The 16,322-nt window shown below is 44.0% G+C and carries 11 protein-coding genes and 1 pseudogene; 7 read left to right on the plus strand and 5 right to left on the minus strand.

Annotation, left to right across the window (positions count from 1 at the left end; genetic code table 11):
* The first annotated feature begins 342 nt into the window (after positions 1-342).
* The 5 genes and pseudogenes from SU60_RS14440 (at position 343) to SU60_RS14460 (ending at position 5,946) form a co-directional block, all read left to right on the plus strand.
* Positions 343-978 carry a response regulator transcription factor gene (locus tag SU60_RS14440; RefSeq protein ID WP_041156129.1) on the plus strand — a complete coding sequence of 212 codons (636 nt, stop codon included), beginning with the start codon at positions 343-345 and terminating at the stop codon, positions 976-978.
* Positions 979-1,182: 204 nt separating this feature from the next.
* Positions 1,183-1,761 (plus strand): hypothetical protein, encoded by a 579-nt coding sequence (locus SU60_RS14445; protein ID WP_041156130.1) that lies wholly within the window; start codon positions 1,183-1,185, stop codon positions 1,759-1,761.
* Between the two features lie 229 nt (positions 1,762-1,990).
* Positions 1,991-2,686 (plus strand): fimbrial biogenesis chaperone, encoded by a 696-nt coding sequence (locus SU60_RS14450; protein ID WP_041156131.1) that lies wholly within the window; start codon positions 1,991-1,993, stop codon positions 2,684-2,686.
* 10 nt (positions 2,687-2,696) lie between these two features.
* Positions 2,697-5,085: pseudogene (locus SU60_RS14455) on the plus strand (fimbria/pilus outer membrane usher protein).
* Positions 5,086-5,088: 3 nt separating this feature from the next.
* A complete protein-coding gene (locus tag SU60_RS14460; protein ID WP_041156132.1) occupies positions 5,089-5,946 on the plus strand; it encodes a hypothetical protein in 858 nt (285 codons plus the stop codon).
* Positions 5,947-6,025: 79 nt separating this feature from the next.
* Here the strand turns inward: SU60_RS14460 and fusA are convergent, their stop codons facing one another.
* Together fusA and radA are read right to left on the minus strand one after the other, a co-directional pair.
* Positions 6,026-8,113 (minus strand): elongation factor G, encoded by a 2,088-nt coding sequence (fusA, locus tag SU60_RS14465; protein ID WP_041156133.1) that lies wholly within the window; start codon positions 8,111-8,113, stop codon positions 6,026-6,028.
* Between the two features lie 216 nt (positions 8,114-8,329).
* Complete coding sequence (radA, locus tag SU60_RS14470) at positions 8,330-9,709, minus strand: DNA repair protein RadA (protein WP_041156134.1); 1,380 nt, start codon at positions 9,707-9,709, stop codon at positions 8,330-8,332.
* A gap of 131 nt (positions 9,710-9,840) precedes the next feature.
* Here radA and SU60_RS14475 point away from each other — a divergent pair, with 131 nt between their 5' ends.
* Positions 9,841-12,195, plus strand: coding sequence for a PilZ domain-containing protein (locus SU60_RS14475; protein ID WP_041156135.1), 2,355 nt, complete (start codon positions 9,841-9,843; stop codon positions 12,193-12,195).
* A gap of 119 nt (positions 12,196-12,314) precedes the next feature.
* Here SU60_RS14475 and serB read toward each other — a convergent pair whose 3' ends face one another.
* Positions 12,315-13,295: a phosphoserine phosphatase gene (serB, locus tag SU60_RS14480; protein WP_041156136.1), complete on the minus strand. Its 981-nt coding sequence runs from the start codon at positions 13,293-13,295 to the stop codon at positions 12,315-12,317.
* Positions 13,296-13,386: 91 nt separating this feature from the next.
* Here serB and SU60_RS14485 point away from each other — a divergent pair, with 91 nt between their 5' ends.
* Positions 13,387-13,992, plus strand: coding sequence for a YtjB family periplasmic protein (locus SU60_RS14485; RefSeq protein ID WP_041156137.1), 606 nt, complete (start codon positions 13,387-13,389; stop codon positions 13,990-13,992).
* A 148-nt stretch (positions 13,993-14,140) separates the two neighbouring features.
* Here SU60_RS14485 and deoD read toward each other — a convergent pair whose 3' ends face one another.
* Together deoD and SU60_RS14495 are read right to left on the minus strand one after the other, a co-directional pair.
* A complete protein-coding gene (gene deoD / locus SU60_RS14490; RefSeq protein ID WP_041156138.1) occupies positions 14,141-14,860 on the minus strand; it encodes a purine-nucleoside phosphorylase in 720 nt (239 codons plus the stop codon).
* Positions 14,861-15,004: 144 nt separating this feature from the next.
* The gene (locus SU60_RS14495; protein WP_041156139.1) at positions 15,005-16,225 is read right to left on the minus strand and encodes a phosphopentomutase; all 1,221 of its coding nucleotides are present in this window, start codon (positions 16,223-16,225) and stop codon (positions 15,005-15,007) included.
* Positions 16,226-16,322: the final 97 nt, after the last annotated feature.

Consider the following 16,322-nt stretch of genomic DNA (forward strand, 5'->3'; position numbering starts at 1 on the left):
TAAAATTATTTAATTATCTCTCCCCTTTAATGCTCATCATAATTAAAGGGGATATATTCATTCTTTCTATTTTAACCTGCTTAGATGTACTCACTCTTCATTTCCTCGATCTACCACACCATCCAGAAAATAGTTTGTATTAAAAAGTTGGTACTCTAGTTATTTGGTACTAGTATTTTTTAGTACTAGCTTGCATATCATGATGTAAAGCAAGACATAAAAAATGTCATCATCAATGTGACCTTGTGCGGCTGTCTATTCGTTTTCTCAATCAACATATCCACATGTTGGTTAAAGACTAGGTTAATAAAAATACAATACTAGACCTAAGGATTAAGAGCAATGGAACTCAGTACTCAGTACTTTGATGTACATCTACTCACCAGAGATAATTCATACTCTCGGGTGATTCGAGATTTACTCAAAGTCACGTTTCCGTATATAAATCTTTCGTGTCATGAACACTTTCCGCAAATAAGTGAGAATGAGGCGATAACAATCATACTTTTCGATGTAAAAACCATGCCAAGTCCACAAAATTACGGCATCTTGCCCAATAAGCGTAAAGAGAAATGGATCGCAGTGAATGTCCATTCTCAAACGTCATTGGAGTGGTTGGAAAAAGGCTATTCAGGCCAAATAAGCCATGGTTTGGAGTTGCTACCCAAAGCCGTACATGCGGTGGTCAATGGCGATATATGGTTTCCTCGCTCGATTTTAAATAAAGCGATTCATCATTATCAACAAGGAAGTGAAAACCCCGCTGTGTTAGTGGAAGCACTCAGCTCGCGATTTCTTTTAACTAGAAAAGAAAGTGAGATATGTAAATTAATGTTGCAAGGACTTTCTAATACACAAATTGCAAGGCATTCCAACGTGAGTATTAATACCGTTAAGACTCATGCTTCAAATGTGTTGCACAAATTGGAAATTCGCTCTCGTTATGAGTTGATGGCCATGGCACGAGAGCAGGTCTAAAACAATGACATCAAACATTTCCCATCTCTAAGATGCAAGACTAGTGAACATAGCAAAGTAGACTAAGTAACAGTAATTTCACCCTATTTTCACCCCAACAATCGATGGGATCTCACCTTTGTTGATGAGGTGAACACAGGGCCTCCCTCTTAAGCTTTTTATGCGATGCAACAATACGCATTCATACAAACGAGGGATTGAATTATGAAAAAACTACTACTTGCTACTGCGATTGCTTCACTTTCTTTTGGGGCTTCTGCTGTTGAGTTTACAGAAACTATTGACTTCGACTCTTTAAAATCAACAGACAGTAAGACAATTGATCTATTCGGCTACGTTCCAGAACGGTGTTTGCTCAGAGTGAAAAATAATTCTTTTAAAGACGTTTTGAAGAACGCAAGAAATGTACATGATGATATCGGTGGCAATGCTCAAAACGACCCGGTAGCTCTAGGCGACCTTTTAGCTTGGTGCAACTACGGCAGTAAACTAAAGCTTGAAGTAAAAGCAACAAAACTCGTCGGTATAGGATCAAGCAATTTATTTAAGACCATTGATTACGACGTACTTATCGGTGGGCAACCTTTAGGTAATACCAAAGATTTTGGCATCTTTAAAAAATCGGAAGTGAAGTTTTACAATGACGCTGAACATCTGAAAAACAAAGCAAGTAAACGCTCTATAGCCATACAACCAGAAGATGCTGGATTTGCAAAACATGGCAAATATTTCGGCAAAATGACAGTTAGCCTCTCTGCAATTGGACCTCATTTTGGCTATTAAGAAAACTAAAGTGGGATTTTGGATAGGAAGGAACAAGTGGTAGTCGCGGTAATAACAGTTAAAAATCACTGTCGACTAATATCCAAATATCGCCATTAGATGCATGTTTAAAAGCTTGGTTCTGAATCGGACCAAGCTTTTTGTACAGCGTGACTTTAGGTTGATTTATATAGACGTTATTTAGGAAATTGTAGTGTAAGGCTAACCATACGAAATAAGGACATTTACTATGATTAAAGTTATTACGTACTTATTACTTTGTGTTACTACGACACTTTTTAGTTCTTTAGCCCCCGCATACGAAGTGAGTCCCATCTATCTAGAGCTTGATGATATAGGCAAAAAGGCACAAGGGCTATACGTCATCACGAACGTTGAAGAGTCACCAATCATGCTTGAGGTCAATACTTACCGCGCTGACTATTCATCTGGAGAAGAAGTGCTAACACCAGCAGATGATGAGTTTCTGATTCTTCCTCCTCAAGCCAAAATTGACGGGTTAAAATCTCAAACCTTCCGCGTCAGACATATTCCCAAGAATAAAACGTCTAAGACTCACACCTACCGAATTATCTTTACTCAAGTAGAACTCGAAAATTCTGGAAAAAAAGACGATCAAGACAGCTCTATCTCCATGTTGCTTGAATTTGCTACGTTGGCTTTTGTCTCACCACAAGCCAGTAAACCAGTCGCTAAAGCATCATTAACTCAAAACGGCCTTATCGTTAGCAACGAAGGTAATCGTGTTCTTAATATGACAACCCTTGAGTTCGAGTTTAGTGGAGGTAAAGAGGATAAATCAATCAGTTGGGAAACACTCAGCAAACAGACAAGTGCTTATCTGATGCCCGGCTCTCGAGTCAGCTATGCTTTACCTGAATCCCTAGGCACACCAAAACAGGTAAAAATAAGCAATTTGGAATAAGGAAAGCCCAATGAAAAAAACAATCTCCGGGCTACTTTTACTTTTCATTTTCTCTTTTGCTTATGCGCAAGACTGGGTTTTTCCTTTACCTGCAACATGGGGGGATCGAGAGCTCGGAGAACTGGACTCTCGTACCGATGGACAAATAGTCAATTCGGTCAATACCGCGCAGTTAAAAACATTAACCAAACAACTGGTGAATCCGCAGACCTATACAAAGCTCGAACAATATAGCAATAGCTTTATTAGCACCAAAGAATTAGAGCAGATGGGCATACTGATCAATTTCGATGCTGGCACTCAAACTGTCGACTTTACCTTCTCCGAGAGTGCCGCGGCAAATTTTCTCCTGTCGTTTGGGTCCGAATATAAACCAGCCCAGTATTCTGAAAGTGCTTTTTGGACATGGAAAAATACATTTAATGCCAGCACAGATTACACCTTCAACCAAGCATCAGGTCTTGATAATACCCAAACATGGTTAGGCGAATGGCTGATAAACATGAACATTGGTGGGGTTCGGGGCGCAAACCTTGATGTATCTGGGTTTATTGATGGAGGAACAAACATAGATGCTGAGTTTTATCGAGGCGAAGCCAAATTGTTCTTCGATGAACCCGACTCCCCTTGGCGGTTTACCCTAGGTGACGTTTCGCTTAACGGTGCCGGGCATTTACCTTCGGCACCCATTGGAGGTTTGGCTTTTGAACGCCTGTATCAAGATTTGCAGCCAACAAGAAATATTCAAAATGGTGGCACTCAGCCGCTTATTCTAAATGAAAGTGCCGATGTTGAAATCTACATTAATGACATCTTTTTCACTGAGATCCGCTTACCGCCTGGGCGTTATACTTTAGACGATCTGCCGCTCATCTCTGGCACCAATGATGTGCGCCTTGATATTAGCTATCAATCGGGTCGGAGGGATACCATTGTTTATAGTCAGTTCTTTAATTCACGCTTATTACGAGAAGGTATTTCTGATTTTGGTTTCTATTCCGGTTTGTACTCCAGTATCGTCGACAACGATTTTGAATACGATCAAGATCAATGGATCACCTCTGGTTATTACGATTATGGCATTAACGACTATTTGACCGTCGGAATTAATGGCCTGTATCACCCAGAAGGCCAGCAACTTGGATTTATCGCTACCATAGGTACCGAATACGGGAATATAGGCCTGCGTTTATCGGGGCAACAAAACAAGCCAAACGACCTTTCAGGCGGCATCATTAGCTTAGATTACGCACACCAAATTTGGGGTACAGACGATTATGGCTCACCAAACTTTCGCTTAGGGGCTGAATACCAGCAACAATATTTTTCGCTGCCTTGGCAAGAGGAGCTCCCGGTCACTGGCTATCTAGTTTTCAGTAATTATGTGTTCACCATTACCGATACTCTAAGCACAGTGATTAGCGGAGACTATCGCGATTATGATGAACAGGAAATAGAATGGTTGGCGTCGGCGCAATTGACTTGGCAGTGGAACAGTTTGTCGATATCGGCCGGCGTAGAACAAGAAGACAACCCCAACGAAAATATAGATGAAACCCGTTTTACCTTTTCTTCTGACTGGAATTGGTATTCAGAGAATGGCGATTACGGCGCCAATGTATCTTATTCTAATTTACCCGACTCTTACCGAGCTCAATTTCAACGCCCATCGGACAATTACACTGGCAGCCATGGTTACGCGCTGTCTCTCGAGGGTGATTCGTCTTCGCAAGTTTATTCAGCCGAAGCAAACTATGTCGCCAACCGTTTTTTAATTGATGGAGAAGTGTCGCACTACCAATTTGATGAGACCGACGGCTATCACACAGCGTCATTAAGAACCAGTACGGCACTGTCGATGGCCGATGGTCATATTGCTTGGTCGCGACCAATAAATGGGCCAATCGCCATCATTAACGTCCATAATAGCTTGGATGCGGATGTCGATGTGAATGCATTTGCCGATGACCCTCCAGAACTAATTTCTACGTCATCAATCAGTAATGCAGCAAGTTTGCCTGGCGGGCATCAACAGTCAAATATATACATCACATCCCCCGATGCGCCTATTGGGTATAACTTGGGCGATTACGAGCGTACCATCACGCCCGGTACCCAGACTGGTCATGTAATACAAGTCGGCTCTGATGCATCAAAAACCATCATTGGAACTATAGAAATCGCAAATAATTCGCCACTATCGCTTCATCAGGGGCTGTTCACTGGGCAGAGCAAAACATATGAGTTCTTTACCAATCGCGCAGGAAAATTCGTCGTTGAGGGTGTAGCACCGGGTACATATTCGATCACGATACCTGGGTTTTCCTCCTTAGAAGTCCAAGTGCCCGATGTGAGTGAAAACCTTATCTATCTACACTTTACAAATTAAAGAGGGCTAATTTATGAACACATCAACCAAACTTGTACTAGTCACTGCTGCACTATTGTCAACTCCAGCTTGGTCTAAATCTGAATGTAGAGGAAACTGGTCAATTGATGTCGACCGAAGTAATACGCAATATAAAAGCGATCTTAGTGCGTATATTCCGGTTTACCTGCAAATGTCGAGTGACGTACAACAATGTCGATTTCCGGTTTCATTCGTTTATGTCAATAACAAACAAAAGAGTCACTTGAGGGCATTCAATCACCAGCTAAATCTTACCGTCTTAGACAGAAACTTCCACCAGCTGAATTATCGTCAAAACAAAGGTTTTCAGTTAAACCTTGAGCGAGGCGCAGTAACCAAATTCTGGTTGAAAGTGAATCAGGCCAAGATGGCTTCCTCTGGTTTGTACAATGGTATCTTAGAGTTAAGCATGCGCTTAGGCGATGATGAACAAAGCAAAAAAGCGAAGGTTCAACTCGATGTTCCTGCTTTTGTTGCATTCCGTTCATCCGGTAATAACCCAATGCTAAAAAGTAAAGGGCATTCTAGTTATCGTTTTTCACTAGGAAATTTACAATCTAATAAAACGTATCGAGCAGATTTCGATTTGCTGTCGAATTCAAATGTTCGATTAGTTATCAAGCAAAAGTACGGAGAACTAAGGCTGCACTCTGAACAAAAAATAGCGATACCTTATAAGTTGGATTTCAACCACAAACCCGTGAATACAAAGTCCACATTTCAGTTTGAAAACAGCGGGAACATTAAAAAGTGGGGAATACCCATGGAAGTTTCACTGGGGAATATAGATTTTGCCAGAGCAGGCAGCTATCGAGATACTATCACGGTTGAAGTAAAAGCACTGCCTTAACGACGCCCCAAAATACGTTGACAGCAACAAAAAGCCCCGCACTTGGCGGGGCTTTGAAATCATAGAGTTAACTTAAGAATTACTTCTTAGCGTTACGCTCTTTAACTTCTGCGATTACTTGCTCAGCAACGTTTGCTGGACAAGGTGCGTAGTGTGCGAACTCCATAGAGAACTGACCACGACCAGAAGTGATAGTACGTAGGTGACCGATGTAGCCAAACATTTCTGATAGAGGAACGTCTGCTTTAATACGAACACCAGTCGCGCCAGCTTGTTGGTCTTTGATCATACCACGACGACGGTTAAGGTCACCGATTACATCACCAACGTTATCTTCTGGAGAGAATACGTCAACGTGCATGATAGGCTCAAGAAGCTGTGGACCTGCTTTAGGCATAGACTGACGGAATGCACCTTTCGCTGCGATTTCGTAAGCGATTGCTGAAGAGTCTACTGCGTGGAAACCACCGTCGAACAGTTCAACTTCTACGTCTAGAGTTGGGAAGCCAGCTAGAACACCTTCGTTCATCATGCTCGCGAAGCCTTTCTCTACTGCAGGCCAGAATTCTTTAGGTACGTTACCACCAACAACTGTTGATTTGAACGTAAAGCCAGAGTTTAGCTCACCTGGTTTGATACGGTAGTCGATCTTACCGAACTGACCAGAACCACCAGACTGCTTCTTGTGCGTGTAGCTATCTTCAACTGGTTGAGTGATAGTTTCACGGTAAGCTACCTGTGGAGCACCTACTTCTAGCTCAACGCCGTAAGTACGCTTAAGGATGTCTACCTTGATGTCTAGGTGAAGTTCACCCATACCTTTCAGGATAGTTTCGCCTGAATCTTCGTCAGTCTCAACTTGGAATGATGGATCTTCTGCAACCATTTTACCGATCGCGATACCCATTTTCTCAGTTGAACCTTTATCTTTTGGAGATACAGCAATAGAGATTACTGGTTCTGGGAAGATCATTGGTTCTAGAGTACATTCGTGCTTAGGATCACATAGAGTGTGACCAGTTTGAACGTTCTTCATACCAACAACAGCGATGATGTCACCCGCTTGCGCTTCAGTGATCTCGTTACGGTCGTCTGCTTGCATTTCACACATACGGCCGATACGCTCAGTTTTACCTGTCGCAGAGTTAAGTACTGTGTCGCCTTTCTTCATCACACCAGAGTAGATACGGATGAAAGTTAGCGCGCCGAAGCGGTCATCCATGATCTTAAATGCTAGCGCACGTAGTGGCTCGTCTGCAGATACGATCGCTTTTTCACCAGTTGGTTCACCAGTTTCTGGATCAGTTAGGTCTTGTGGATCAACTTCAGTTGGTGATGGTAGGTAATCAACAACCGCGTCTAGTACCAACTGAACACCTTTGTTCTTGAACGCAGAACCACAGAAAGTTGGGAAGAACGCTAGGTCACGAGTACCTTTACGGATACAACGTTTTAGATCTTCGATAGAAGGCTCTTCACCTTCCATGTAAGCTTCCATTAGATCATCGTCTTGCTCAACTGCAGTTTCGATTAGCTCTTCACGGTAAGCTTCAACGTCATCAACCATGTCAGCTGGAACGTCTAGTACTTCGTAGTTTTCTGGAAGACCTGTGTCATCCCATACGTATGCTTTACGAGATAGCAGATCAACAACACCAACGAAGTCATCTTCACGACCGATTGGAAGAACCATAACTAGTGGGTTTGCCGCTAGTACGTTCTTAACTTGGTCAACAACGTTGTAGAAGTCTGCACCCATACGGTCTAGTTTGTTAACGAAGATCAGACGAGATACTTCTGATTCGTTCGCGTAACGCCAGTTAGTCTCTGACTGAGGTTCAACACCACCAGAACCACAGAATACACCGATACCACCATCTAGTACTTTCAGTGAACGGTATACTTCTACAGTAAAGTCAACGTGTCCCGGAGTATCGATAACGTTTAGGCGGTGACCGTTCCATTCACAAGTTACCGCTGCTGATTGGATAGTGATACCGCGCTCAGCTTCCTGTTCCATGAAGTCAGTTGTAGACTCACCGTCATGTACTTCACCAGTTTTGTGGATTTTACCAGTAAGCTTTAGAATACGCTCAGTGGTGGTAGTTTTACCCGCATCAACGTGCGCGAAAATACCAATGTTTCTGTACTTTGATAAATCTGCCATTGTCTTACTCTGTTTATAAGGTATAAATTGCGCGCAGAGTATAACACAATCTGTCAAGACTGATACCCTTGCGTGCAGATGGAAAGAAAAAAATTAAATCGTAAATATTCCGTTCCCAAAGGATAGCTGAATACCACAATTTATGTACTTTATTCGATCTTGTTCACTCACTAAAAAGCGAACAATTTAGATACGGTTATCTCGAATATGAGAACCTCATAACTCATCGAAGGCTTCAATTGCCTCTGATAGTTTTTTGACTCCGTGAACTTGCATACCAGCAATACCACCTTTCGGCATATTCGCTGCTGGAACGATCGCTTTTTTAAAGCCGTGCTTAAAGGCTTCGTTCAAACGTTCTTGTCCACTTGGTACCGGACGAATTTCACCCGCCAAACCAACTTCACCGAAGATCACGACATCTTTGGGTAACGGACGATCACGGAAACTGGATAATAGCGCCATGACTAAGGCAAGGTCCGCACTGGTTTCGGTTACTTTAACACCACCGACGACATTGACAAAGACATCTTGGTCCGCCATTTGTAAACCACCATGCTTATGCAGCACAGCTAATAATAAGGAAAGACGGTTTTGCTCCAGCCCCACTGCTACACGGCGTGGGTTTGCCAATTGTGAATAATCCACCAGCGCTTGAATTTCGACCAGCAACGGACGCGTGCCTTCCCAAACGACCATCACGGATGAGCCTGAGGTTTCTTCTTCGCCTCGCGAAAGGAAAATCGCCGACGGGTTACTCACCTCTTTTAACCCCTGTCCGGTCATGGCAAACACACCAAGTTCATTCACCGCGCCAAAGCGGTTTTTATGACTGCGTAATGTTCTGAAGCGGCTATCCGTACCGCCATCCAATAACACAGAACAATCGATAATATGCTCAAGCACTTTCGGACCAGCCAGTGTGCCATCTTTGGTGACGTGACCGACAATGAATACCGCCACATTGTTTTGTTTGGCGTAACGTGTCAGTGCCGTGGCCGACTCTCGTACCTGCGCTACGCTACCGGGTGACGATTGCACATCTGATACATGCATGACCTGGATTGAGTCAATCACCATAATGCGCGGTTGCTCTTTCTCTGCGATTTGGCAAATTTTGTCGACATTTGTCTCAGATAACATTTTTAAATGATCTTTTGGCAAACCTAACCGAGACGCGCGCATCGCGACCTGCTGCAAAGACTCCTCGCCTGTCACATAGAGCGTGGGCATTTGTGCCGATAAACTGCACATCGTTTGCAAAAGCAATGTCGATTTACCAGCGCCTGGGCTACCGCCAATGAGAATAGCGGCACCCGGTACTACACCACCACCGAGTACGCGATCCAGCTCTTTAAAGCCGCTGGTAAAACGTGGCACTTCTTGTAAGTCAATTTCTGACAGCGTTTGTACTTGCGCTTCTGTGGCTGACCCAGCATATCCGGTCAAACGTTCATTGCGAGCCACCGTGGGTGATGCTGCAATTCGCACTTCAGTAATGGTATTCCAAGCGCCACACGCATTACATTGTCCCTGCCAACGTGGGAAGTCCGCGCCACAATCATTACAAACATACGCTCGTTTTGCTTTCGCCATGATGCCTCGATGAATTCAATATCCGATATTTTCGACAAATGTGACCAAGCCTATCACTAGACCCCGATGGACTTAAGTTATAATCTGCTAGGCCGATAACCATAAAATAACGACATACTCTAACAGAAATAATGCAGCAATCTGAAATACTCTCTCTCGCAGAACGACTTATTCCCGTTTATGGATCGCAAGACTTTGATTTTGTCCTAGGTCAGTTGACAGAGGAAGAAGCGCCGTCGGTAAAAATCCTGGTTAAGATTGAGCTAAACCGTCTGATGGCTCCATGCAGTAAGAGCATTGATTTAAGAGGTCGCGTTCAGGGTGAGTGCAGAAAATACATCTTAGATGACATTCCACACTGGTTAGATGATGTTGCATTTAATGCCTACCATAAGAACATCAAAAAATTTGGTGGCTATACCGAAGGCATGTGGGAAGCCTTAAACAACACTCGCAATAACTTCCGAGTCATGGGGCAAAATACGTCGCAAGACACCACCGCACCGTTAACCGATCCTAAAAGCCCTTTTCTGGCTGAGCCGATTCACTTTGGTTACGATTTAAAACGTCAAGAAAAGCGCTTAAAACTTCAGTCGCAAGTTGAAATATGCCTATCCAAAGGTCAACTATTACATGGTGTTAGCATCGATCTGTCTAATTCTGGAGCAAAATTTAAAGTACCAAGCGCCTTCAAGTACAGCCTTGGTGAAGTCATCCAAGTGACATTTACCGAGTTTTCCAGCAATTCGGAACTCCCAGGTATCGAAAAACCACTCGCCTACCGAGTGTTAGCCGTCGATGACTGTTACGAGAATGATGCCATTTTATATCTTAGAACCATTCGTGTTAGCGAAACCAATATCATCAGCCAAATCATCGATGAAGCATTGAATAACAGTACCAAACGCACACAACACGACAATCAAGACAAGATCCTTAGCGCGCGAACACACGGCTATGAGCATATCGCATTAAAGCACACCAGCACCCTGCCCTTATTCTTTGAAGGCAGTGAGCTCAAACTCGCCATGTTGACGCCCAATAACCAGCAGGTTTGGCAGTACTGGCATGATGAACGTAATCAGCAAGTGTTTGGCTCTTTATTGCATAAACAACGAATTAACTCACTGATCGCGCCAGGCGTGACGGGGACAAGCAACGTGCTCTACTCCTTTACTCATGAGCATGAGCAGAAAACCTATTTTTATTCGATGCTAAGACCCGAGGCCAGCCGTGAGCAGCGCAAGTTGTTTTGGCATATTGGAGCAAAGCGTAAAAGCTGGCGAGTGTTCCGCATCTCTATTTTCGAGTTATCAGGGCAAGAAAAAGCCGACTTGGCTTCCTTCTCGTCGGAACTGGCTGAACAATCACACTCGCTTACCCACGTGGGATTTCTGCAAGAGATTGCTGATGAGCAATCAGGACAAGATTACCTCCTGTCGGAAAAGCCTCGTCTCGCCGCTAACGCGATTAACACCTTCCGTCACCCTAGAAAGATCATTGGCAATCCAAAGGGCATTTATTTTGATGCTAAATCTCGACGCAAAGAGCCGCGTTATCGCTTTAAAACCCCTTTAGAACTCAATACAGGGCAGACAAAAACTGCAGGATTTACCGCTGATATTTCTAAACATGGACTTGGTATCCGACTAGATGAACCGACTTTGCTGCGCTCCGGGCAACAGGTACAGATTCATTTTCGTGAACTACAGCTGTACGATAAAAAGCTGCCACTCTCTGCAGTACCTTATCGAGTTGTGAGAGTCAGTCCCAATGGTCGTAGCGTTCAACTGAAGATGGATGAAAGCAGTAAACTGCTGCGAGTCATCGCATTTTTCAGCAGTATTATCGAGCACAACCAAGACAAACTGATTCAACAGCAAGAAGTACTACCGAGCAACGATCTGCTAGAAAGGTTGCACAGTGTGTTGCTGTCAAGAACGCTAAGTGCGCCAGTGTTTATTAGTAAAAGCGCAGGCTCTACTTCATCGTTATCAACCCCAGTAATCGGCGTGAATATGCCGTTACCCAAGTACGTTGAGTTATTCGCCCGCTTAGGACACGATAAATCGTTTGCTCTTGAGCCTATTTTTAAAGGAAGAACAAACACGTTAATTGCCGAAGCGATCAAGCGAGTCGAAGGAGCAACCGTTAAGTATCACGATCTTTATATAAGCACGGCTAAAGTCGGCAGCAAAATTACGGCGTTTAACACTCATTTACATCAAGACTTTGCCAATGCGAAAGAACGAATTCATTTTATTAAGCAGGCGCGAATGAAAGGGGATGTATACGTACTTCGTATCTCGACAGCACCGATTTTTGATCCGATGACTTCCCTGTTAGAAAAAGAACTCAGTGAGTTAACTCTCTTGAGTGTACACCAAGCCCGGAAACTGGAAAAAGAGCTCACCTCATTGGTCGGCTATTGTGAGCTTAAAGACATCACCGAAGAAGTGATCGTCCGGCTCGAGTTAACGGAATAATCTTAATCGTCAGCCGAAACCAAAAAACACCGCTGTAATTTGCGGTGTTTTTTGGATCTGTATTTATTGTAAAGGCCTACAAGTCGTGGAAAGCTTGAGCCAAAAAACAGGCTCAATTGTTACGGTTTCGACTTCCAACTGATTTTTTGCTGTTTAACCAGTGAACCCGATAAGATGCACAGTACCCCGCCTAAACCGGCATAGCGCACGGCGGATTGAGCTTGTGCTTCCACTTTAGGTTTCGCATGGTACGCGATACCCAATCCAGCCACCGACATCATCACTAGGTCATTGGCACCGTCACCGACAGCAACCGTATTATGTTGTTCGATTTCATATTCGTCCGCTAGTTCGACCAGAATGTCAGACTTCACTTGTGCGTTTACCACATCACCCAATACTTCCCCGGTCAGTTTTCCATCAATGATTTCCAACTGATTAGAGTGAGCAAAATCTAATCCTACTTTTTCTTTAATGTAATCCGAGAAGTAGGTAAAACCACCCGAGGCGATCGCGGTTTTCCAGCCCAGTGCTTTCAGTGTGTTAATGAGAGCTTCAAAATCTTGCATGAAGGGTAGTTGACTGCGTACTTGCTCTAGAATGGCTTCATCCGCGCCTTTTAATTTGCCAACACGCTGACGAAGGCTCTGCTCAAAATCGAGTTCACCTTGCATTGCACGTTCAGTGACTTCAGCAACCTCTTCACCCACTCCCGCAAGTTTGGCGATTTCATCAATACATTCAATTTCTATTGCGGTTGAGTCCATGTCAAATACGATAAGCCCTGGTGCGGATAAATCTGGTACCTCATTCAGTGAGGCATAATCTAAATTAAGGCTGTTTAAAATGGTTTCATGCTCTGGAGTCAGTTCCCCAGCCATTAAGGCAACTTCGTATTCCCCGACCTTCCAAGTATCCTGAACGGGGTTATAGAAACCGGTATAGAAGTCGATATCTTCAAAATGCTTTGGTGAAAGGTATTGCGCAAAAATAATCCAATTTGCTTTGGCTTTATCCAATTGAGAAGCAAACCGAGTTTCGGGAAGTCGCTTTAAAAGTGTTGTATGTTTTCTGATAGGCAAGCTTTTTGACGCGTCCATGTATATAATCCTTTATGACTTTGCTAAAACGTTACCTCAACACGCTAAAAAGGCAAGTCTTTGTTTTATTTTCAATGGATGAGTAAAGAGCATGAGTGAATCCTTGTTCTCTGTGAGAAATGCCTTAAGAATTTTAGCGCTGATATTAGTGTGCGTGATGTTATTCATGACCATTAAAAATAGCGTGGTGATCAGTAAAGGCAATGAGAAAATTCAAGCTCAACAGCTTGAAACACTCACCAAAGTTTTGATTTCTCAGGCATCGTTGTCTGCGAGCGAAATGATCTTAACCAAAGATCAAGAGCGGCTATTAAAGCTAACTAATCAGTTGGCGCAAGACCGATTAGTATTCGATGCGACGATTTATGACGCTGAAGGCATTCGTTTAGCGTCCAGCGAAGAGGCGTTATCGGTACGAGAAGTGCTAGGGTTAGATACACCACTGGCGACAGCCTCTATTGGTCGACAACAGTTAGTCGAACCAGTTTTTGCTGATGGCGCCGTGATCGGTTTTGTTCGCGTGACCTTTGAAACTGGGCGCGTGACGGCTATTTCGGACCACCATTATCGTAAAAGCGATCGCTACATGTACATGATGGTATTGATGAGCTTTGCCTGTGGCATGCTGTTTATTATGATCTTGCGCAGACAACCGATTCGGCGCAAGAAAGCAGAAAATCTGCTGCTGACGAAGTAACGCGAAAACCATCGCTCATTAAGGTTAAAGTCGTTCGTTCAAACTGTTTCATGCTATAACCAGCACACGTTAAAGTAATACGTGTTCACAATAAAACGGCCCGCAATTGCGGGCCGTTTTGATACTCTGGAGTTAATTGAGAAGAAGACTACTCTTTATCCCCTAAAAGAACAGAGTCTAACGCAATCAACATCATGTCATTAAAGGTAGTTTGACGCTCGTCAGACGTGGTTTGTTCACCGGTTTTGATGTGGTCTGAAACCGTACAAATGGTTAATGCCTTTGCACCGTATTCCGCCGCCACGCCATAAATGCCAGCCGCTTCCATTTCTACACCGACGATGCCGTATTTGTCCATCACGTCAAACATCTCAGGATCCGGCGTGTAAAACAGTTCTGCCGAGAATAGGTTACCCACTTTGACGTCGATACCGCGCGCTTTTGCCGCTTCTTCTGCGGCACGGACCATTTTATAGTCCGCGATAGCTGCAAAGTCATGATCTTTGAAACGAATGCGGTTGACTTTCGAGTCCGTACACGCGCCCATACCGATCACGACGTCGCGCACTTTAATGTCTTCGTTGACGGCACCACAACTGCCGACACGAATCACTTTCTTCACACCAAAGTCTTTGATCAGTTCAGTCACATAAATAGAGCAAGAAGGAATACCCATACCGTGTCCCATTACCGAAATCTTGCGACCTTTGTATGTACCGGTGTAACCGAACATATTACGTACGTCACACACTTGAACCACATCTTCAAGGAAGGTTTCTGCGATGTACTTTGCACGCAGTGGATCACCAGGCATTAGTACGACGTCTGCGAATGCACCCATTTCGGCGTTAATATGAGGAGTAGCCATAATGTTTTCCTTACTATTTTCTTTTATCTCTAGCGCTCCACGAATAAAGCCCAGAGTTTTCTCGTTTCCGACAGCGATTTAAAGCTAAATAGAAAACTAGGAGCAAGATACGCCCCTAGTTTTGTTATTTTAATCATCTATTGATTATAGAAAATTCTTTCCGTAATCCATTGGCGAGGTCCCAAAGTGGCTCGCTAATGTTTGACCAATATCCGCGAACGTATCACGACGGCCTAAAGAACCAGCAGGTACTTTTGGTCCATAAACCAATACTGGAATATGCTCGCGGGTGTGATCGGTACCAGGCCATGTAGGATCACAACCGTGGTCTGCGGTCAGGATCAGTACATCATCTTCTTGCATGAGTTCAAGCACTTCATTGATGCGACCATCAAAGTACTCTAGCGCAGCGGCGTATCCCGCAACGTCGCGTCGGTGACCGTAAGCTGAATCGAAGTCGACAAAGTTAGTAAAGACGATGGTGTTATCACCCGCTTCTTTGATCTGCTCGAGTGTTGCTTCAAATAGAGCTGGAATGCCTGTTGCCTTCACTTTCTTTGTAATACCGCAGTTTGCGTAGATATCTGCAATCTTGCCGATAGAAACGACATTGCCTTGTTTCTCGTCGGCAAGTTTCTGCAAAACGGTTTCTGATGGTGGTTCAACCGAGAGATCACGACGGTTGCCAGTGCGCTCAAACTGACCTTTACCCGGGCCAATAAATGGGCGCGCGATGACACGGCCGATGTTGTAATCTTCTAGCTCTTCACGAGCGATTTGGCAAAGTTCGAGTAAGCGATCTAGACCAAATGTCTCTTCATGACATGCAATTTGAAACACGGAGTCCGCCGAAGTATAGAAGATAGGTAAACCCGTCTTCATGTGTTCTTCACCTAAGTCGTCAAGCACCTGTGTACCTGATGCGTGGCAGTTCCCAAGGAAACCGTCCAGACCTGCACGCTCGAGAATACGGTCCGTCAACGCTTTCGGAAAGCTATTTGCTTTGTCACTAAAGTAACCCCAATCAAACAGAACAGGGACACCTGCGATTTCCCAGTGACCAGATGGAGTGTCTTTACCTGAAGAAAGCTCAGCGGCATGACCGTACGCACCAATAATTTCGGCACTGGTATCCAAACCCGGAGCAAAGCGACCTGTTGATTCTTTATGCGCCATCGCCAAACCTAATTTAGATAAGTTTGGCAGGCGAAGTGCACCTTGGCGTTGATCGTTATCTGCTAAACCTTTTTCACACTGATCTGCAATGTGACCTAATGTATCAGAACCCACATCACCAAATTGCTCAGCGTCCGCTGTTGCACCGATACCAAACGAATCTAAAACTAAAATAAATGCTCTTTTCATTGCTGTTCCTTCGGTCCACTCCCTCATTTTAGGGGAGCAGGCCTTATGTCATAATTTATTGCTTATATCCAACCAGATCCTGAAATACGATCGATTG

Origin of the sequence: Vibrio mytili (assembly GCF_000830505.1) — a bacterium.
GTDB lineage: Bacteria > Pseudomonadota > Gammaproteobacteria > Enterobacterales > Vibrionaceae > Vibrio > Vibrio mytili.